The organism is Streptomyces apricus, from assembly GCF_008369065.1.
Classification (GTDB): Bacteria; Actinomycetota; Actinomycetes; order Streptomycetales; family Streptomycetaceae; genus Streptomyces; species Streptomyces apricus.
On record NZ_VDFC01000046.1, the window covers coordinates 54,211 to 73,860 of the forward strand.

A 19,650-nucleotide genomic window follows, 5' to 3' on the forward strand; every position below is an offset into this window, starting at 1 on the left:
CGCCGGGCCGCCGGGCGGGCGGGTCCGCCTGCGCGGGCGCGGCCGGCGGCGGCCCGGCGGGGTCAGGCCGACGCCTGCGCCATGGCGATCGAGTGCAGGAAGCGCATCAGCGTCATCAGGACGTCCCGGCTGGAGGCCCGGCGGCGCGCGTCGCACTTCACCATGGGGATCTCCTCGGACAGGTCCAGCGCCGCCCGCAGGTCCTCCATGGGGTAGTGCGGTCCGTCCGGGAAGTCGTTGACGGCGACGACGAACGGCACGCCGCGCTCCTCCAGGCGGCCGATGACGTCGAAGCTGACTTCCAGGCGCCGGGTGTCGACCAGGACGACCGCGCCCAGCGCACCCTCGAAGAGGCCGTTCCACAGGAACCAGAAGCGCTCCTGGCCGGGGGTGCCGAACAGGTACAGCACCAGCTGCTCGGTGATGCTGATGCGGCCGAAGTCCATGGCCACGGTGGTGGCCGTCTTGGTGTCGGAGCCGTAGTTGTCGTCGACGCCGATGCCGGCCTGTGTCATGGTCTCTTCGGTGGTCAGCGGTCTGATCTCGCTGACGGAACCCACCATGGTCGTCTTGCCGACCCCGAACCCGCCCACGATCACGATCTTCACCGCGGCGGTCGCCGTGTGCGGGAGATGGTCCTCGGCGCGGGGTCCCGGGACGGTCTCAGAGCTTTTGAAGTCCATGCATCACCGCTTCGAGGAGGGAACGGTCGGGCAGCTCCGAGCGGACGATCGGAACGCGCGCCTGTACCAGTTCAGCCGTCAGCAGCTCGGTCAGCAGTACGGTCACCACGCTGAACGGCAGGTTGAGATAGGCCGAGACCTCGGCCACGGACATGGGGGCCCGGCAGAGCCGGAGCAGCGCCAGCTGCTCCGGCTGGGCGGTGGGCGGGGCATCGGCGCACGTCACGATGAGGGTGACCAGGTCGAGCTCGGCGCGGTCGCCGCCCGAGGCCTGGCCGGTGACGACGTACAGCCGCTCCAGCTCGCGCGAGCGTCCCGGGCCGCTCTCCTCCCCGGCCGGGGGCGGGGCGGGTTTCTCCTGGCGCGCCGCCTTGGGCGAACGCCGGCGTCGTTGCGGTGGGCTCATACGGTCTGCCCGTTCCGCCGGGGCGGACTCGTCAGGTGCGCACCGATCCGGACGACGAGGTCGCGCATCCGGGCGCTCATGAGTCCGGCGTCGACATGGGCCTCCGCGAGGACCGCGAGGTAGGCGTTGGGGCCCGCGGCCATCATGTAGAAGTAGCCGCCCTCCATCTCGATGATGACCATGCGCATCTTGCCGTCGGTGTCGGGGATCTCGGTGGCGACGGCCCCGGCGAGGCTCTGCAGCCCGGCGCAGGCGGCGGCGATGCGGTCGGCGGCGTCGGGGTCGCCGCCGTACCGGGCGATGCGCAGGCCGTCAGCGGAGAGCACGACGACCTGCCGGGTCCCGTACACCCCGTCGGACAGCTCCTTGAGCATCCAGTCGAAGTTGGCTCGCTGCTGGATCACTTGGGGTCCCCCTCGTCGTCGGCCTCCGTGCGGGCCGGACTGCTCGTCGCTCCGGGCGTCTGCTGCTGGTCGCCGTCACCGCCCTTGAGGCCGGCCATGAACGCCTCGACCCAGAGCCCGGGTTCCTTCTCTTCCTTCTTCTTCTTGGGCTTGGGCACCTGCGTGGACGACTGGGTCCAGTCGATGACGGGACGCCCTTCCTTGCGTGCGACCTCGGCCTCCGCCGCGGCGGCCCGGGCCTCCCTCACCCGCTGGCTGTAGGGGACCTTCATCCGGCTGCGGCGCTGCGGCAGTCCGCCCGCGGTCCACTCGGTGACCTCGGGGACGTCGTCCTCCTCCATGCCGTCCGGGGTGCGGACGCGGGGTCCGGTGGTGGGACGGCGCTTCTTCTCCTTGCGCGCGGGACCCTCGACCCCGTCGAAGTCGACCTTGGGCACGGCCGCGGCGCCGATGCCGTGGGCGAGACCGGGCGCGGGGTCCTCGGTGAGCAGCTTGCGCGGGACGACGAGGACGGCCCGCKCCCCGCCGTAGGCGGACTGCCGCAGCGAGACCTGCATGTCGTACGTGTCCATGAGGCGGCCCACGACGGCGAGGCCGAGCCGCGGGTCCTCGCCGAGCTGGTTGAGGTCGGGGCCCTCGGCCGCGCGCGCGAGCATCGCCTCGGCCCGCAGGCGGGCCTCCTCGCTGAGGCTGACGCCGGCGTCCTCGATCTCGATGGCGACGCCGGTCTGCACCTCGACGGCGGTGACGTGCACCTTGGTGTGCGGCGGCGAGTAGCGGGTGGCGTTGTCGAGGAGCTCGGCCGCGGCGTGGATGACCGGCTCGACGTGGATGCCGCTGACGGCGACCTTGGCGATGGAGTGCAGCTCGATGCGCCGGTACTCCAGGATCCGGGACATGGCGCCGCGCAGCGCGCTGTACAGCGGGACGGGCGCGGGCCACTGGCGGCCGGGGCGACCGCCGCCGAGCACGGCGATGGAGTCGGCGAGGCGGCCGATCAGCGCGGTGCCGTGGTCGATGCGCAGCAGGTCGTCGAAGACCTCGGGGTTGCGCCCGTGGTCCTCCTCCATCTCGCGCAGTTCCACGTTCTGCTGGTGGACGATCGCCTGGACGCGGCGGGCGATGTTGACGAAGGAGCGCTGCGCGGCCTCGCGCTGGAGCTCCTCGTTGTCGATGATCCGCAGCACTTCGATCAGGAGCGCGCGCTGGGAGCGGGGGATGTTCCGCTGGGCGGGGTCCTCGTCGACGATCAGCCGGACGGCTTCCTGGGGCGAGCGTCCGCCGCGCATCCCCTTGAGCACGGTGGGCAGCAGATGCTCGCGCAGGTGGTCGATCTCGGCGTCGTGCAGGGACACGCGCCGTTGCATGGCCTCGGTGCGGCGGTCGAGCTCGGTCCGTACCGCGCGCACGACATGGCCGCGGCGGACCGCCTCGGCCGCCGTCGCGGTCACGAGCAGGGTCGCGACGACGCCGCACCAGATGACGGCCGCACGGGCCGGCTGCGCCACCAGGGCGACGGCGGCGCCGGTCGCGGCGGCCATCACTATGGCGGGCAGCAACAGCATGCGTGCGTAGGGAACTTCACGGCCACCGGGAGGCAATTGAACACTCACCATGTATGCCCTCTGAGACAGGTCGACTGGGGGTCGGGGGAGGTAACTGGATCTTCCGAACGTCTGGGGAACAAGCGCACGATTCATCTCAACTCGGTGCGCTGCGGGCGAGCTTAGTCCGACCGGATCATCGCCGTGTCATATTCAGCAACCACCTGAAATCACCCCTGTGACAGGAGTACGCTCTGCCACATTTATACGCTCGGCTGCCGTGCGAACACCCTCGGTAACGGCGTACGGGCGTACGAAACCCCCTTCCTCGGAAGGGGGTTCGCAGTGTTCCGTCCGGTCCGCTCAGCCCACGGAGGAGTAGGCCACCACTCCGCGCAGCAGCTGGTCGACCGCCTTGCGCGCGTTCTTCGCCACCGTCGACCCCTCGGTGGTCTGCGTCGGCGCGGCCGCCGCGATCTGCCCGAGGACGTCGATGACCTGCTTGCACCAGCGCACGAAGTCACCGGCCGGCATCTCCGCCTCCCGCAGCACCTCGTCCAGGCCCTTGCCCGACGCCCACTCGTGCGCCGCCCAGGCGAAGCCCAGGTCCGGCTCGCGCTGGCCCACGCCCTCGCTCTGGGTGATGCGGAAGTCCTCCTCCAAGGCGTCGAGGCGGCCCCAGATGCGGACCATCTCGCCCAGCGCGGCCTTCGCCCTGCCGGAGGGCAGCTTGGGCGCCATCGCGTCGTCGCCGGCCCGGGACTCGTACACCAGTGCCGAGACGCACGCGGCCAGCTCGGCCGGTCCCAGCCCCTCCCAGACCCCTTCGCGCAGGCACTCGCTGGACAGCAGGTCCATCTCGCCGTAGAGCCGGGCGAGCCGCTTGCCGTGCTCGGTGACCTCGTCGCCGCGCAGGTAGTCCATCTCGGTCAGCAGCGCGACGATGCGGTCGAAGGTGCGGGCGATGGTGTTCGTGCGGCCCTCGATGCGCTGCTCCAGCTGCGCGGTGTCGCGCCGCAGCCGGTGGTAGCGCTCGGCCCAGCGGGCGTGGTCCTCGCGGTCGCTGCACCCGTGGCAGGGGTGCGCCCGGATGGCGGTCCGCAGCCGGGCGATCTCCCGGTCGTCGGCGGCCTCGGCCCGCTTCTTGCGGTGCCGGTCGGGCACGATGTGCCCGGCCTTGGTGCGCAGCGCGGAGGCCAGGTCGCGGCGCGACTGCGGCGAGCGCGCGTTGAACGACTTCGGGATGCGCATCCGCTCCAGGGCCTCCACGGGCACCGGGAAGTCCATCGACGCGAGCCGCTTGACCTGCCGCTCGGCGGTGAGCACCAGCGGCCGGGGGCCGTCGTGGTGCTCGAATCCCCGGTGGCCGTTGGAGCGCCCGGCGGGCAGCCCCGGATCGAGGACCAGCGCGAGCCCGGCGAACTTGCCGGTCGGCACGTGGATGATGTCGCCCGGCTTGAGCTTCTCCAGCGCGACGGCCGCCTCGGCGCGCCGCTGCGAGGCGCCCTGCTTGGCCAGCTCGGTCTCGCGGTCCTTCAGCTCGCGGCGCAGCCGCGCGTACTCGTCGAAGTCCCCGAGGTGGCAGGTCATGGACTCCTTGTAGCCCTCAAGTCCCTCCTCGTTGCGCTGCACCTGGCGGGAGATGCCGACGACCGACTTGTCGGCCTGGAACTGCGCGAAGGACGTCTCAAGGAGCTCGCGCGAGCGGTGGCGCCCGAACTGCTCGACGAGGTTCACCGCCATGTTGTACGAGGGCTTGAAGCTGGAGCGCAGCGGATAGGTGCGCGTGCCGGCGAGGCCCGCGAGGTGCTCGGGGCTGAAACCGCGCTGCCACAGCACCACGGCATGGCCCTCGACATCGATGCCACGGCGGCCCGCCCGCCCGGTGAGCTGGGTGTACTCGCCGGGGGTGATGTCCGCGTGCTGCTCGCCGTTCCACTTGACGAGCTTCTCCAGGACCACCGAGCGGGCGGGCATGTTGATGCCCAGCGCGAGGGTCTCGGTGGCGAACACGGCCTTCACCAGACCACGTACGAACAGCTCCTCCACGACCTCCTTGAAGGTCGGCAGCATGCCCGCGTGGTGGGCCGCGATGCCGCGCTCCAGGCCCTCCAGCCACTCGTAGTAGCCCAGGACGTGCAGGTCCTCGTCGGGGATGGACGCCGTGCGCTCCTCGACCAGGGCGCGCACCCGCAGCCGGGCGTCCTCGTCGTTCAGCCGCAGGCCCGCGTACAGGCACTGCTGGACGGCGGCCTCGCAGGCGGCGCGGCTGAAGATGAACGTGATCGCGGGCAGCAGCCCCTCGGAGTCGAGGCGCTCGATGACCTCGGGTCGGCCCGGCGTCCACGTCCGGGACCGCTGGCGCCGCTCGCGCTCGCGGTCGGCCTCGCGCATGGCGCGGCCCCGTCTGCGGTCCTGGTACGAGGGACGGCTGGCCTCCATCCGCGCCAGGCGCGTGAGGTCGGGGTTGACGGCCTTCTTGTGGCCCTCGCCCTCCTCGAAGAGGTCGTACATCCGGCGTCCGGCCAGCACGTGCTGGAACAGCGGGACGGGCCGGTGCTCGGAGACGATCACCTCGGTGTCGCCGCGCACGGTGTCCAGCCAGTCCCCGAACTCCTCGGCGTTCGACACGGTCGCCGACAGCGACACCAGCGTGACCGACTCGGGCAGGTGGATGATCACCTCCTCCCACACGGCGCCGCGGAAGCGGTCCGAGAGGTAGTGCACCTCGTCCATCACGACGTACCCGAGGCCCAGGAGCGTGCGCGAGCCCGCGTACAGCATGTTCCGCAGGACCTCGGTGGTCATGACGACCACCGGGGCGTCGGAGTTGACGCTGTTGTCGCCGGTGAGCAGGCCGACCTTGTCCGCGCCGTAGCGGCGGGAGAGGTCCGCGTACTTCTGGTTCGACAGGGCCTTGATCGGGGTCGTGTAGAAGCACTTCTTGCCCTGCTGGAGGGCCAGGTGGACGGCGAACTCGCCGACGATCGTCTTGCCCGAACCGGTGGGCGCCGCCACCAGGACGCCCTTGCCCGCTTCGAGGGCTCTGCAGGCCTCGATCTGGAACGGGTCGAGGCCGAAGTCGTACATCTCGCGGAAGCCGGCGAGCGCGGTGGCCTGCTCGACAGCGCGCTTCCGTGCTGCCGCGTACCGCTCGGCCGGTGAGAGGTCCTCTGTCATCGTGCTTTCGAGACTACCGGCCACCACTGACAACAGGACGATCATTATCCGATCGGACCCGGCCGATCCGGGTCCGCCGCCCGCCGGGGACGCGCGGGACGGGGACCCGTGGGACGCGGTGCCCGGGCGGCTCAGGGCCCCGCGACCCGCAGCGCCCCCGGTACGCATTGCGCGGTCAGCGGGAGCGGGCCGAGCGGTTCGCCGTCGGCGTAGCCCGTGACGCCGGGCGCGGCGAGCTCGATCCGCGCGGCCCGGTACACGGTGACCAGGGGATGGTCCAGGTGGGTGCCCCGGTAGACCCGCGGGAAGACGCGCAGCAGCGTGGTGCGGCTGCAGGCGCCGACCACGGTGACGTCGAAGAGCCCGTCGGTGAGGTCCGCGTCCGCGCAGATCCGCATGCCGCCCCCGTACGAGGGTCCGTTGCCGACGGCCACCAGGGTCGCCTCGACCTCCCGGACCCGCCCGCCGTCCAGGGTGATCCGGTAGGGGAAGGGCCGGAGGGCGGCGAGCTCGGCGAGCATCGCGAGGTCGTACGTGAGCCGGCCGCCCGGCCACCGCATGCGGTTGCCCCGGTCGTTGACCCGCGAGTCGAAGCCGGAGGCGAGGACCGTGCCGAACCAGGTGCCGCCCACCCGGCCGAGGTCGACGTCCCGCACCCGGCCCTCCTTGAGCGACTCGGCGACCACCCGCCCGGCGGCGGCCGGGTCGCGCACGGGCAGGCCCAGGGCCCGCGCGAAGTCGTTGCCCGTGCCCACCGCGACCAGCCCGAGCGGCGTGAGCGTCCCCGCGACGGCCTGCAGGGCGAGGCTCGCCATGCCGTCCCCTCCGACGGCCACCAGGGCGCCGGTACCGGCCTCCACGGCGCTGCGCGCCCGTGCGAGGGCGTCCCGGGCGTCCTCGCCGAGGACGGTGCGTACGGAGAAGCCGGCCGCCCGCAGCGCGGAGGCGGCCGGCTGCGCGGCGCGGGCACCCCGGCCGCGGCCCGCGGCGGGGTTGACGAAGAGGGTGATCTCGCTGGTCACGGCCGGACCCTACAAGGCCGGCCGCGCCCTCAGGTCACGTCGTCGTAACCGTTGACCCGCTCCCGCTCGGCGTCGGCCTGTGCGGGCAGCGCGCGGTTCGCCGTCACGGGTTCGATCCCGCCGATGTCCTCGGGGGTGAGGTCGAGCTCGGAGGCCTCGTCGTCGGCGGGGCCCTCGGCCTCGCGGCGGGCCCGGCGGCGGTCGTTCAGCAGCGAGAAGGCGGTGGCCGCGAAGTACAGGATCCAGATGGGCCCGGCGAGCGCCAGCATCGTCAGCGGGTCCGTGCTGGGCGTGGCGACGGCGGCGAAGACGGTGATGCCCATGATCATGCCGCGCCACCAGCCGGCCATCCGCCTGCCGGTGATCACCCCGGTCATGTTGAGCATCACCAGCAGCAGCGGCAGCTCGAAGGAGAGGCCGAAGACCACGACCATGCGGGTCACGAGGTCGAGCAGGTCGTCCAGCGGCAGCAGGTTGTCGACGCCGAACGGCGTGAACTCGATCAGGACCTTCGCGGTGGTGGGGAGCACCTTGTAGGCGAAGAAGGCACCGCCGAGGAAGAGCGGGACACCCGAGGCGACGAACGCGTAGGCGTACTTCTTCTCGCTCCTGTGCAGCCCGGGCGCGACGAACGCCCAGAGCTGGTAGAGCCAGACCGGCGAGGCCAGCACGACACCGGCCATCAGCGACACCTTGAGGGCCAGCGTGAAGGGCGTCAGCAGACCGTTGATCGTGATCTGCGCGCAGGGCTCGTCGGACGACGACCGCGCCAGCTGCTGGAAGGTCTTGTCGCAGCCGACCTCCTTGAGGATCGGCTCGGTGAAGAAGTTGATGATGTCGTTGTAGAAGAAAGCGGCGACGATCGTCACGAGGACGATGGCCAGCATCGCCTTCGCGAGCCGGTTGCGGAGCTCACGAAGGTGTTCCGCGAGGGGCATCCGCCCCTCGGGGTCCTTTTCTTCCTTCTTGCGGGCGGACTTCAGCAACCCACGTTCCCATCTCGTACGGCGGGCCGGAGGTCACCGGCCCTGCGTCAGCGCTTGGTCGTGTCCGTCGGCTCGGTGACCGGGCGGGAGCTGGTCACGTCGCCGGGCGCGGCCTGGATGGTGCGCGGGGCCTGCTGGTCGTCGTGCGGCGGGGCCGCGGGGGTGGCGCTGTCGTCCTTGCCCTCGGTCTTCATCGCCTTGGCCTCGCTCTTGAGGATGCGGGCGGACTTCCCCAGGGAGCGGGCCATGTCGGGAAGCTTCTTCGCGCCGAACAGCAGGATGATGACGACGAGGATGAGAATGATCTCGGGAGCGCCGAGCCTTCCGAACATAAGCTTTTACCTTCTCACCGAGGCGGCTTGGTGGGGTTGCTGCCCGACCGGTCGGACGTCTGTCCGAGGATCGCGCTGACAGCGATCGTAACGCCCAAGGGTGAACGCGGGGCAATCCCTGTGCGTACTCCCGGTTCGCGGTCCGCGCCTCGCTCTCCGGGCCGCGACCAGCAGCGTACCTGCCGACCCCGCCGCCCTGACAGGTCGCAACGGCTCGAATGCGTACGGAGGGGACCTCAGAGGGCGTCCGCGGAACGGGCCGCTCCGGCGGAGGCGTGCTCCAGGTCCTCGGCGGCGCGGCTGATCCGGCGGGCCGAGGCGTCGACCTGCCGGCCCAGGCGTTCCGCCTCCAGGAAGACCCGCACGGCGAGCACGCCCAGCACGGCGACTCCCAGGAAACCCACAGCGATCGCGAACATCGGCCAGAACATGCTGCGACCCTAAGCCCCGGTGCCCCTGGCGTGCAGACGCAGGGCCCGCACACCGCCCCCGGTGAGGAGCTCCACGATGCGTTCGCCGGCCGGCTTGCGCACCGCCGACCGGCACTGCGGGCAGGTGAAGGAGTAGAAGGTGGTCCGGTGCGTGGCGCCGACGACCAGGCGCAGGGCGCTCGCCGAGAGCTCGAAGCCGGCCCGGCAGTCGGGGCACGCGGCCTTGAACACCACGGGGTACACCCGCGTCATCCCGGAGAACGCGGAGGCCACCGACACCTCGCCCGCACCGGACATCGCCGACCCGCTCACAGTCCCTGCTCCTGCCTGTCGTACAGCCCGTCGTGAACTCCGTGCGGTCCCCCGCCCGGGCCCGGCGCTCCCCCGCCGGCCTGCGCGGCGGCGTCCTGCCCGCCGTCACGGGGCGCGGCGGGGAGGACCCGCGCGGGCCCGTCCGCGTACGCGTCCCCGTGCCCGTCCTGCGGTCCGTCGTAGGCCGCGAGCGCCTCGACGGCCGCCCTGCGGGCGCTGTCGGCGACCTCCGGCGGCGAGACGATCCGGCCGTCGCGCCCCAGCCGCAGCGCGAGGCGGCGCAGCGAGGCCGGGTCGGGGGTGCGCAGGGTGATGCGCAGCCCGCCGTCCGGCAGCTCCTCGGCGCTGTCGTGGGGGTAGTACTCGGCGACCCAGCGCCCGGCGGGGCCGACCTCCACCACCACCTCCGGGTCCTCGGCGGCCGGCTGCACCAGGGCCTCCGAAAGGTCCCGCAGCTCGATCTCGGGCGGCGCGGACGGCTCGTCGAGGATCTTGATCTCGGCGACCCGGTCCAGCCGGAAGGTGCGCCGCGCCTCGGAGCGCCGGCACCACGCCTCCACGTACGTGTGCCCGACGCTGACCAGGCGGATCGGGTCGATCTCGCGCTCGCTGAGCTCGTCGCGCGCGGGCGAGTAGTAGCGGATCCACAGCCTGCGCCGCTCGGAGATCGCCCGGTCGACGTCGGCGAAGACACCGCCCTCTGCCTCGAAGGTCACCGACAGACGGGCGCTGGCGCCCGCCGCCTCGCCCGAAGCGGCTTCCACCTTCGCGGTGGCCCGCAGCAGCGCCTGCCGGTCGCCCTCGCGCAGGCCCGGCAGGGTCGACACGGCCCGCGCCGCCACCAGCAGCGCGGTCGCCTCGTCGGCGGCGATCCGCAGCGGCTCCGCGACGTCGTCCGGGTTGTGCCACCAGATCCGGTCGCCGTCGGTGTCGATGTCGAGGAGGTCGCCGCCGCGGAAGCTCGTCCCGCACAGCGGCAGCACGTCGAGGTCCGAGATCAGCTCGTCCTCGCTGATCCCGAAGGCCCGCGCCACGTCCTCGATCCGGGCGCCGGGGCGCTCGCGCAGATACGTCACCAGGGAGAGCATCCGCCGCGTCTGGTCGATCGCGTTGGTGGGCCTGGCCGGTTTTCCTGCCACGTTCCTGTGCTTCCCCTCAGCCCTTGGCCACGGCGCGCAGCCGGTCCACGACGTCGGCCCGCAGCTCGGCCGGCTCCAGGACCACCACGTCGGGCCCGAACTCCACCAGCCAGGCGTCCAGACCGTGCCCGTACGGAATCTCCAACTCGTCCCACCCGTCGCCGAGTTCCCGCACCGACACCGCCTTGGCGCGCAGCGGGTAGCCCGAGCCGGTCCGCAGCCGGATCCGCGCGGTGCGGTCGGTGATGTCCCCCGCCCAGCCCGCGACGGTCTCCCGCACGGTCACCACGTCCGGCACCTCGGCGGTGTAGGTGCCACTGCGGGTACGGACCTTGCCGGTGATCCGGGAGAGCCGGAACACCCGCTCGGCCCCCCGGTCGCGGTCCCAGCCCGCCAGGTACCAGTGCCCGCGCCAGCACTCCAGGGCCCACGGCTCGACATGGCGGGGCCCGGGGCGGGCCGCGGTCGCCTTGCGGTAGTCGAAGGTCACCGGCCGCCGGTCGCGGCAGGCCAGCATCAGCGGCTCGAAGGCCGCCTCGTGCACGGGGATGCGCGGCTCCAGCGCGCCGTGCGGCTCGTACGGGTCGACGCCCTCCGGCAGGCCCGCGGCGCGCAGCTTCTGCAGGGCGCCGCTCGCCGCGCCCGCGAGCCGGGCCTGCTGCCAGACCTTGGCGGCAAGCCCCAGGGCGGCGGCCTCCTCGGCGTCCAGGGTGATGGGCGGCAGCCGGTTGCTGTCGCGGCGGGCCAGGTAGCCCACCTCGCCGTCCAGGTTCTCCACCGTCTCGATGACCAGGCCCAGCTCGCGCAGGTCGTCCTTGTCCCGCTCGAACATGCGGTTGAAGGAGTCGTCCGAGCCGGCCTCCAGGTAGGCCTCGATGGACTCGCGCAATTCACGCTTGCTGAGCGGTCGCCGCGTCCCGAGCAGACACAGCGCCAGGTTCATCAGCCGCTCCGCCTTGGCAATGGCCATCGACGCCCTTCCTATGATGCTTCCGACCGTCGACCGTACCGCCCCGGGGTGTCGTGGCAAAAGCCGAGGGTCCACGCCCGGGTGGGCATGGACCCCAAGTGACCGGGTCCGGTCGGACCGCGATCACACGACGTACGACTTACGACGCAAGACCTGCGTACGGCCTGCGACGACCGGGACGTCAGACCCCGACGAGGTCGCAGACGAAGATCAGCGTCTCGCCGGGGGCGATACGGCCACCGGCGCCGCGCTCGCCGTACGCGAGGTGCGCCGGGATGGTCAGCTGGCGGCGCCCGCCGACCTTCATGCCCTGCACGCCCTGGTCCCAGCCCGGGATGACCTGGCCGACGCCCAGCTTGAAGCTGAGCGGCGTGCCGCGGTTCCAGGAGGCGTCGAACTCCTCGCCGGTGGAGAAGGCCACGCCGACGTAGTGGACGGAGACGGTGTCGCCCGCCTTGGCCACCGCGCCGTCGCCCTCCCAGATGTCCTTGATCTCCAGGTCCTTGGGGGGCTCGCCGCCCGGGAAGTCGATCTCGGGCTTCTCGATGCTCACGTCAGTGCTCCTGCTCGTTCTCGGTGGGGCAACCCCGACAGTCTGCCACTCTCAGCTCGTGGCCAGGATGTCGACCACGAAGACCAGGGTCGACTTGGCGGGCAGCTCCTTGCCCTTGTCGTCGTCGCCGTACGCCTGGGCCGGCGGGATCACCAGCAGGACGCGGTCCCCGACGTGCTTGCCGACGAGACCCTTGTCCCAGCCCGCGATGACCTGGCCCTGGCCGATGACGGTGCTGAAGGGCTGGCCGCTCTTCCAGGACGAGTCGAAGAGCGTGGCCTTCGCCTTGCCCTCGTTGATCTTCCAGGCGGCACCGCTGTACTGCATGGTGACCGACTTGCCGCTCTTGACCTCGGCGCCCTTGCCCTGGATGAGGACCTTGTCGACCAGCTCGGCCGGCGGGTCGTTCTTGGGCACGGAGATGGTGGCGGGCGCCTCGTCGTCGGCCTTGATCTGCGGCAGGTCCGACGGGATGGCCGCCTGCTTGCCCTCCGCCTTCTTCGGGACGACGTCGCCGACGTCCAGCGCGAAGACCAGGGTGTCGGTGCCGGTGACCCCGGCCTGCTGGTTGCCCTGGCTGCCGAAGCCGGCGGCCGGCGGGGCGACGACCAGGACGCGGCTGCCCTCCTTCTGGCCCACCAGCGCCTGGGAGAACGCCGGGATGACGGTCTCGGAGCCGGCCGTGATCAGCTGCGGGGAGCCGCCCTCCTGGTAGGAGGAGCCGAGGTCCTTGCCGCTCTTCCAGACCTTACCGGTGAAGTTCATCGACACCAGGTCGTCCTTCTTCACCACCGCGCCGTCGCCCTCGGAGAGCGCGTGCACGACGAACTTGTCGCTCGGGTCGCTCTTGGGCACCTCGATCGTCGCCTTCTTGCCGAAGGCGCCCTTGACCTCGGGCATCGGATCGGCCGAGTCCACCGGCTTCGGCGCGGCCACGGACGACGCCGAGGACGACGCCGACGGGTCGGCCTTGTCCTTGTCGCCCTTGTCGTCGTCACTTCCGCAGGCGGACGCGGTCAGCGCCAGGGCGGGCACGATCAGGAGAGCAGCAAGTCGGCGTCGCACATCGATCCTAAGGTCGCTCGAATAGGGTCCGGCCACTCTAGGCCCTCACGCCTCCGGGCCGGGGCAGGCGGAACCGACCGTACCGCCCCGGGCGTACGCAGGACGTGAACACAGGACGCGAACAGGGGCCCCGCACACCGTCGGTGTGCGGGGCCCCTGCCGTGCGGACGAGCGACTACATCCCGGCGATCAGCTTCTCCACCCGGTCGTCGACGGAACGGAACGGGTCCTTGCACAGGACGGTGCGCTGCGCCTGGTCGTTGAGCTTCAGATGCACCCAGTCGACCGTGAAGTCCCGGCGCTGCTCCTGCGCCCGCCGGATGAAGTCGCCGCGCAGCCGGGCCCGAGTGGTCTGCGGCGGCACCGACTTGCCCTCGAAGATCTTCAGGTCGTTGCAGATCCGCGCGGCCTGACCCCGCTTCTCCAGCAGGTAGTACAGACCCCGACGACGGTGGATGTCGTGGTAGGCGAGGTCTATCTGGGCGACGCGCGGGTGCGACATCGTCATGTTGTGCTTGGCGCGGTACCGCTCGATGAGCTTGTACTTCATGACCCAGTCGATCTCGGTGCCGATCCGGTCGAGGTCCTCGGACTCGATCGAGTCGAGCGTGCGGCCCCAGAGCTCCAGGACCTGGTCCACGACCCCGGTGCGGATGCCGCGGCGCTCCACGAAGTCCACGGCCTTCTCGTAGTACTCGCGCTGCACCTCCAGCGCGGACGCCTCCCGGCCGCTGGCCAGGCGCACCTTGCGGCGGCCCGTGATGTCGTGGCTGACCTCGCGGATCGCCCGGATCGGGTTCTCCAGGGTCAGGTCGCGCATCACCGTGCCCGCCTCGATCATGCGCAGCACCAGGTCGGTGGCGCCGACCTTGAGCAGCATGGTCGTCTCGGACATGTTCGAGTCGCCGACGATGACATGCAGCCTGCGGTAGCGCTCGGCGTCCGCATGCGGCTCGTCGCGGGTGTTGATGATCGGCCGGGAGCGGGTCGTCGCCGAGGAGACGCCCTCCCAGATGTGCTCCGCCCGCTGGCTGACGCAGTAGACCGCGCCCCGCGGGGTCTGCAGCACCTTGCCGGCACCGCAGAGGAGCTGCCTCGTGACGAGGAAGGGGATGAGGATGTCCGCGAGCCGGGAGAACTCCCCGTGACGGGCCACCAGATAGTTCTCGTGGCAGCCGTAGGAGTTGCCCGCCGAGTCGGTGTTGTTCTTGAAGAGGTAGACGTCGCCCGCGATTCCTTCCTCGTGCAGGCGTCGTTCCGCGTCTACCAGGAGTCCTTCCAGGATGCGTTCGCCGGCCTTGTCGTGGGTGACGAGTTCCGTCAGGTTGTCACATTCAGGAGTGGCGTATTCCGGATGTGATCCCACGTCGAGATAGAGGCGGGCACCGTTTCGCAGAAAGACGTTGCTGCTGCGGCCCCATGACACGACACGGCGGAAGAGGTACCGCGCCACCTCGTCGGGAGACAAACGCCGCTGTCCCCTGAACGTACACGTGACGCCGTACTCGTTCTCCAGCCCGAAAATGCGGCGGTCCATGACTGAACATTACGCCTGAGAGCCTGCGCTGAAACGGGGTTCGGCTGCACCGTTTCGATCATTTTCCGAACTTCCGCCCACCACCGCACCCCCGCCCGTAGCTGCGAGGACCCTCCACGACCGGCCCCGCGAGCCCCGTGCCGACCGACGCGCCCACCGTGAACGTCGTCACGAGCCACGAGAACGCCTCGGTGACCGTGCCCCTGGGCGCGTGCCGGTCGACGATGATGAACGCGCAGGCGATGCACGGCGCCAGGAAGACCCCCGCCAGCGCCACCAGCGCCGTCATGGCCACCACGCCGGGCACCAGCACCAGCGGCAGGTAACACACCGCCAGAAGGGCCACCAGCGCCCGCAGCCGCCGCTCCGGCGCGCCGCTCCACCGCCGCGCCCCGTACACCGTGCCGCCCACCAGCGCCCCGAACCCGAGCGCCGCCATCAGCCAGCCGTACGTCGCGTCGCCGCCGTGGCCGTCCGCGTACGACACGCCCGCGACCGTGATCGAACCGAGCGCGATGCCCACGAAGAGGAACGCGCCGAGCAGCGCGACGAGTCCGGGCGAGCGCAGCGCGCCCAGCCAGTGCGCCTCGCGCGGCGCCGAACGCCACGCGCGCGAAGGCCGCGACACCACCACGGAGAGCGCACCCAGGACACCGATCGCGTTCAGGACCACCAGCGCCGCCTGCGCGGACCACAGCGACACGCACAGCGTCACCAGCAGCGGCCCGACCGTGAACATCACCTCCTGCGCCACGGCGTCCATCGCGTACGCCGTGTGCACCTGCCCCTCCCTGGACAGCACCGAGGGCCACAGCGCCCGCAGCCCACCCTCCAGCGGCGGCGTGAAGAGCCCGGCGACCGCCATCAGGGCGTACGCGAGCCCCGGCGACCCGATACCGGTGAGGGCGAACACGGTCATGCCCAGCGCCGAGACGAGCGCGGCGGGCAACTGGACCCGCGGCTGCCCGTACAGGTCCACCAGACGGCCCAGCAGCGGCTGGCCCACCGCGTTGGACACCCCGTAGACCGCGGCGAGCGCCCCGGCGAGGCTGTACGTGCCGCCCTCCGCGCGGACGAAGAGCACCACGGCGATGGCGCCCGCGGCATTCGGCAGCCGGCCCACCAGCGTGCCCGCGAGCAGCCGCGCGGCATGCCTCGTCCGGAGGATCTCCAGGTATCCCGCGGCCATGTGTCCCGCCCCTCTCGTCCCGCGCCGCCCGCGCCCCGTCGCCCGCGACCGTCGTCCGTGTCCGCCGGCCGGGTGGCGCGAGCGGGGGAAGTTTTACGTATAACGTCTTTCGTCATACGTACCATGTGCGCAGTCCACGAGTCCAGACGCACGGATCCGGACGCACGGATCCACGCCCACGACGTCCAGCAGAAAGACAGGTCGACGGTGGCAGCAGGCAGCGCCCGCCCCACGAGCCGAGACGTCGCCCAGGCCGCGGGCGTGTCCCAGGCGGCCGTCTCGCTGGTCCTCGGCGACAAGTGGCGCGGCCGCGTCTCCGAACCCACGGCGGACCGCGTACGGGAAGCCGCCCGCGAACTCGGCTACCGGCCCAACCTCGCCGCCCGCAACCTCCGCCTCGGCAGCACCCGCACCGTCCTGCTGGTCGTCCCGGCCCTCACCACCGAGTTCTTCGCGGGCGTCTACACCGGCGCCGCCCGAGTCGCCGCCGAACACGGGTTCGGCGTGGTCCTCTACCCCTCCCCCGAGGGCATCGGGCCGGCCCGCGACCCCTTCGCCTCCGCCCAGGCCGCCCTGGACGGCGTCATCGCCTCCTCCATGGCCGCCGACGCCCTCACCGCCATCCGCGGCGACCAGCTGCCCCTCGTCATGCTCGACAGCGACCCCGACGGCAGCACCGGCGCCGCCACCGTCAACCTCGACATCCGCGACGGCGTCCGGCAGGTCGCCGAACACCTGCTGGGCCTCGGCCACCGCAGCTTCCTGCACCTCGCCGCCGACATCCCCTCCTGGACCTTCGAGGTACGCGCCCGCGAACTCGCCGAACAGCTGGCCGCGGTCCCGGGCACCGCACTGCGCACCGCCCCCGCGCCGATCTCCATCGACGGCGCCCTGACCGCCGCGACCGCCGCCCTGTCCGCGCCCGGACCCCGCCCCACCGCCCTGGTCTGCGACGACGACAAACTGGCCGCCGGCGCCTACAAGGCCGCCCGCCGCCTGGGCCTGCGCATCCCGGAGGACCTCTCCGTCACCGGCCTGGACGACCTGGCCCTCGCCACCGCCCTCGACCCCGAACTGACGACGGTCCGCCTGGACGCGGAACTCTTCGGCGAACGGGGCATGCAGGCGCTGCTGGCGGTCCTGGAGTCCCGCACCCCACCCCGCGACGACATCCCGGTCACCTTGGTGACCCGAGGCTCCACGGCCCCACCAGGAGCCCCATAAGGCCTCGCAAGGGGCGCGGGGAACTGCGCGCTCAGCCGAGGACGACTGTCACGAAATACGCAACCTCAGCCCCCTCCCCCTAAGGGGCGCGGGGAACTGCGCGACAAGCCCCCACCGGACCCGCACCGTCCGTAGACGCGATGTGCCCCCGGCCGGCAAGGCCAGGGGCACACCCGACAGAAGACGGTCGAGGAGCCTACTCCTCGCCGGCCGACTCCTCCGGATCCTCGGCCTCCGCCGCGGTCGAGGCCCCGTCGGCCTCCAGCAACCGCTGAAGCTGACGCCCCACGATCCGCTTGAACTTCCGCTGCTGCGGCCGCGTCCGGTCCAGCACCGCGACCTCGAGACGCTCCGCGGGAATCTCCCGCTCACTGCCGTTCGTGTCGCGCGACAACGCCTGCACGGCCAGCTTCAGCGCCTCCGCCAGCGACATCCCGTCCTCGTGCCGCTGATCGAGGTACGTACTGATCGTCTCGGCGTTGCCGCCCACCGCGACCGACCCGTGCTCGTCCACGATCGAACCGTCGTGCGGCAGCCGGTAGATCTGGTCGCCCTCGGGGGTCTCCCCCACCTCGGCCACCACCAGCTCCACCTCGTACGGCTTCTCCGCCGCCGACGAGAAGATCGTGCCGAGCGTCTGCGCGTAGACGTTGGCCAGACCACGGGCGGTCACATCGGCACGGTCGTAGGTGTAACCCCGCATGTCGGCGTACCGCACGCCGCCGATGCGGAGGTTCTCGTACTCGTTGTACTTGCCGGCCGCGGCGAACCCGATCCGGTCGTAGATCTCACTGAACTTGTGCAGCGCACGGGACGGGTTCTCACCGACGAACACGATGCCGTCGGCGAACTGCAGCACGACGAGGCTGCGACCACGAGCGATGCCCTTGCGGGCGTACTCCGCCCGGTCCGCCATCGCCTGCTGGGGTGATACATAGAACGGCGTCGACACCGGCTATCCGTCCCTTTCTGTGGAAGTCACTCGATCACCTGGAAAGAACGCGGGCCGTCAGAGCAGCTCTGCGCGCGGACCGTCGGGCTGCTCCAGGCGCCGCTCCAGGATCGCGCGGGCGATCTCGGAGGACTCCTGGTCCGTGAGTCGGCGGAAGCCGTCCTCGGTGATCACGGTGACGATCGGGTAGATCCGGCGGGCGACATCGGGACCACCGGTCGCCGAGTCGTCGTCGGCCGCGTCGTACAGCGCCTGCACGACGAGCGTGGTGGCCTGCCCCTCGGTCAGATCCTTGTGGAACAGCTTCTTCATCGCACCGCGGGCGAAGAGCGAACCGGAACCGGTGGCCGCGTAGCCGTGCTCCTCGGAACGGCCGCCCGTCACGTCGTACGAGAAGATGCGGCCCCGGTCGTGGTCGACGTCGAAGCCGGCGAAGAGCGGGACCACGGCGAGGCCCTGCATGGCCATGCCGAGGTTCGAACGGATCATCGTGGACAGGCGGTTCGCCTTGCCCTCCAGGGAGAGCGTGGTGCCCTCCACCTTCTCGAAGTGCTCCAGCTCCAGCTGGAACAGCTTCACCATCTCGACGGCCAGGCCCGCCGTGCCGGCGATCCCGACGGCCGAGTACTCGTCCGCGGGGAACACCTTCTCGATGTCCCGCTGCGCGATGACGTTCCCCATCGTGGCGCGCCGGTCGCCGGCGAGCACGACGCCGCCGGCGAAGGTGACGGCGACGATGGTCGTGCCGTGCGGGGCCTCGATCACTCCCTGCGTGGGCGGCAACTGCCGGTTGCCCGGCAGCATCTCGGGCCGGTGCGCGGACAGGAAGTCCATGAAGGACGACGACCCGGGCGTCAGGAAGGCAGCTGGTAGACGCCCGGTGCTACGAGTGTTGGCTTCCACGAGGATCCCTCCAAGTAGGCGGCAGCCCGACGAACAGCGTCGGGATCGTCTCCCAACTTGCCGATGGCCGAATTGCAGTTGAAGCACAGTACGCCACGGACCCTACCCGTCTCGTGGCAGTGATCCACATGAACGGCCGGAGCTTTCAGGCAGATCACGCAGAGCCCCTTTTGAGAGGCGACCATCGCATCACGCTCGGCTTCGGTCATGCCGTACTGACGCTTCAGGTGACCCTGCCGCCCCTGCACGGCCCGACATGCTTTGCATCGCGTGGAGAAACCGTCCGACGCAGACGCGTTGCGGTGCCACTCACCGTGCGGCTTGATCTCGCCGCACGTCCGGCACAGCTTGTGCCCGGCCGGCACATCCACCTTTTCTCGAACTGCTTTTCCTTCGGCCTCGCGTCGGCGCCGGTAGTGCGCTGCACTGTATTCGGCCACGCACTCCCGGCATCGCACCTGGAGGCCGTCGAGTCTGTTCCTGTCCCGCGCAAAGGCAGCGAGAAGGAGAACCCTCTCGCAGCCCGTGCACCGCTTCTCCGGCAGCCTTCCCACCATCCCCCGCACCTTCATTTCGAAGGCAAGCTAGCCGATCAGCCTCTACTCTCCGCCTTTTTGCACGAAGCTTCGAACGAAGTCCTCGGCATTTTCCTCTAGTACGTCATCAATCTCGTCCAGAACCGAGTCGACGTCGTCGCTCAGCTTCTCCTGGCGTTCCTTGAGGTCTTCGGATGCCTGCGCCTCGGGCGCTTCCTCGACCTCCTCGGTGTTGTGCGTCGCCTTCTGCTGTCCGCCGCCGGTGTCCTTGGTCGCCATAAC

20 protein-coding genes and 1 pseudogene are annotated in these 19,650 nt (G+C 71.0%); 1 reads left to right on the forward strand and 20 read right to left on the reverse strand.

The features are described 5' to 3' along the window. Positions 1-62: 62 nt before the first annotated feature. The 16 genes and pseudogenes from FGF04_RS20305 to FGF04_RS20380 all read right to left on the reverse strand — a co-directional run bounded on the left by FGF04_RS20305 (position 63) and on the right by FGF04_RS20380 (position 15,753). Entirely contained in the window at positions 63-683 is a 621-nt protein-coding gene (locus FGF04_RS20305; protein WP_149512743.1) for a GTP-binding protein, read from the reverse strand. Then, positions 664-1,089 carry a DUF742 domain-containing protein gene (locus FGF04_RS20310; protein ID WP_149512744.1) on the reverse strand — a complete coding sequence of 142 codons (426 nt, stop codon included), beginning with the start codon at positions 1,087-1,089 and terminating at the stop codon, positions 664-666. Before FGF04_RS20310 ends, FGF04_RS20305 begins: the two co-directional genes overlap by 20 nt. Further along, positions 1,086-1,493: a roadblock/LC7 domain-containing protein gene (locus tag FGF04_RS20315; protein WP_107019841.1), complete on the reverse strand. Its 408-nt coding sequence runs from the start codon at positions 1,491-1,493 to the stop codon at positions 1,086-1,088. Before FGF04_RS20315 ends, FGF04_RS20310 begins: the two co-directional genes overlap by 4 nt. Continuing rightward, on the reverse strand, positions 1,490-3,058 hold the full coding sequence (locus tag FGF04_RS20320; protein WP_149512745.1) for an ATP-binding protein: 1,569 nt from the start codon (positions 3,056-3,058) through the stop codon (positions 1,490-1,492). The genes FGF04_RS20315 and FGF04_RS20320 overlap by 4 nt, the downstream gene beginning before the upstream one ends. Positions 3,059-3,400: 342 nt before the next feature. Beyond that, on the reverse strand, positions 3,401-6,262 hold the full coding sequence (locus FGF04_RS20325) for a DEAD/DEAH box helicase (RefSeq protein WP_149512746.1): 2,862 nt from the start codon (positions 6,260-6,262) through the stop codon (positions 3,401-3,403). Positions 6,263-6,348: 86 nt separating this feature from the next. After that, the gene (locus FGF04_RS20330; RefSeq protein WP_149512747.1) at positions 6,349-7,239 is read right to left on the reverse strand and encodes a diacylglycerol kinase; all 891 of its coding nucleotides are present in this window, start codon (positions 7,237-7,239) and stop codon (positions 6,349-6,351) included. A 29-nt stretch (positions 7,240-7,268) separates the two neighbouring features. Beyond that, complete coding sequence (gene tatC, locus FGF04_RS20335; RefSeq protein ID WP_149512748.1) at positions 7,269-8,225, reverse strand: twin-arginine translocase subunit TatC; 957 nt, start codon at positions 8,223-8,225, stop codon at positions 7,269-7,271. A 47-nt stretch (positions 8,226-8,272) separates the two neighbouring features. Then, entirely contained in the window at positions 8,273-8,557 is a 285-nt protein-coding gene (tatA, locus tag FGF04_RS20340; protein WP_149512749.1) for a Sec-independent protein translocase subunit TatA, read from the reverse strand. 236 nt (positions 8,558-8,793) lie between these two features. Then, positions 8,794-8,988, reverse strand: coding sequence for a hypothetical protein (locus FGF04_RS20345; RefSeq protein ID WP_149512750.1), 195 nt, complete (start codon positions 8,986-8,988; stop codon positions 8,794-8,796). A 9-nt stretch (positions 8,989-8,997) separates the two neighbouring features. Next, entirely contained in the window at positions 8,998-9,285 is a 288-nt protein-coding gene (locus FGF04_RS20350) for a hypothetical protein (protein WP_149513733.1), read from the reverse strand. An 11-nt stretch (positions 9,286-9,296) separates the two neighbouring features. Next, on the reverse strand, positions 9,297-10,439 hold the full coding sequence (locus FGF04_RS20355; protein ID WP_149512751.1) for a helix-turn-helix transcriptional regulator: 1,143 nt from the start codon (positions 10,437-10,439) through the stop codon (positions 9,297-9,299). 16 nt (positions 10,440-10,455) lie between these two features. Then, positions 10,456-11,409 carry a helix-turn-helix transcriptional regulator gene (locus FGF04_RS20360; protein ID WP_149512752.1) on the reverse strand — a complete coding sequence of 318 codons (954 nt, stop codon included), beginning with the start codon at positions 11,407-11,409 and terminating at the stop codon, positions 10,456-10,458. Positions 11,410-11,590: 181 nt separating this feature from the next. Beyond that, positions 11,591-11,962, reverse strand: coding sequence for an FKBP-type peptidyl-prolyl cis-trans isomerase (locus FGF04_RS20365; protein WP_149512753.1), 372 nt, complete (start codon positions 11,960-11,962; stop codon positions 11,591-11,593). A 51-nt stretch (positions 11,963-12,013) separates the two neighbouring features. Next, positions 12,014-13,027, reverse strand: coding sequence for an FKBP-type peptidyl-prolyl cis-trans isomerase (locus tag FGF04_RS20370; RefSeq protein WP_149512754.1), 1,014 nt, complete (start codon positions 13,025-13,027; stop codon positions 12,014-12,016). A gap of 175 nt (positions 13,028-13,202) precedes the next feature. Beyond that, the gene (pafA, locus tag FGF04_RS20375; RefSeq protein WP_149512755.1) at positions 13,203-14,564 is read right to left on the reverse strand and encodes a Pup--protein ligase; all 1,362 of its coding nucleotides are present in this window, start codon (positions 14,562-14,564) and stop codon (positions 13,203-13,205) included. A gap of 9 nt (positions 14,565-14,573) precedes the next feature. After that, positions 14,574-15,753 (reverse strand): annotated as a pseudogene (locus FGF04_RS20380) (MFS transporter). 207 nt (positions 15,754-15,960) lie between these two features. Here FGF04_RS20380 and FGF04_RS20385 point away from each other — a divergent pair. Next, entirely contained in the window at positions 15,961-16,977 is a 1,017-nt protein-coding gene (locus tag FGF04_RS20385) for a LacI family DNA-binding transcriptional regulator (RefSeq protein WP_149512756.1), read from the forward strand. A 196-nt stretch (positions 16,978-17,173) separates the two neighbouring features. Here the strand turns inward: FGF04_RS20385 and prcA are convergent, their stop codons facing one another. From prcA to FGF04_RS20405, 4 genes are read right to left on the reverse strand one after another with little or no spacing between them, the layout of a single operon-like run. Further along, positions 17,174-17,929 (reverse strand): proteasome subunit alpha, encoded by a 756-nt coding sequence (prcA, locus tag FGF04_RS20390; protein WP_149512757.1) that lies wholly within the window; start codon positions 17,927-17,929, stop codon positions 17,174-17,176. A gap of 57 nt (positions 17,930-17,986) precedes the next feature. Further along, a complete protein-coding gene (gene prcB / locus FGF04_RS20395; protein ID WP_149512758.1) occupies positions 17,987-18,832 on the reverse strand; it encodes a proteasome subunit beta in 846 nt (281 codons plus the stop codon). After that, the gene (locus FGF04_RS20400; protein WP_149512759.1) at positions 18,784-19,389 is read right to left on the reverse strand and encodes an endonuclease VII domain-containing protein; all 606 of its coding nucleotides are present in this window, start codon (positions 19,387-19,389) and stop codon (positions 18,784-18,786) included. Before FGF04_RS20400 ends, prcB begins: the two co-directional genes overlap by 49 nt. A gap of 42 nt (positions 19,390-19,431) precedes the next feature. Next, complete coding sequence (locus FGF04_RS20405; protein ID WP_030672428.1) at positions 19,432-19,647, reverse strand: ubiquitin-like protein Pup; 216 nt, start codon at positions 19,645-19,647, stop codon at positions 19,432-19,434. Between the last annotated feature and the right edge of the window lie 3 nt (positions 19,648-19,650).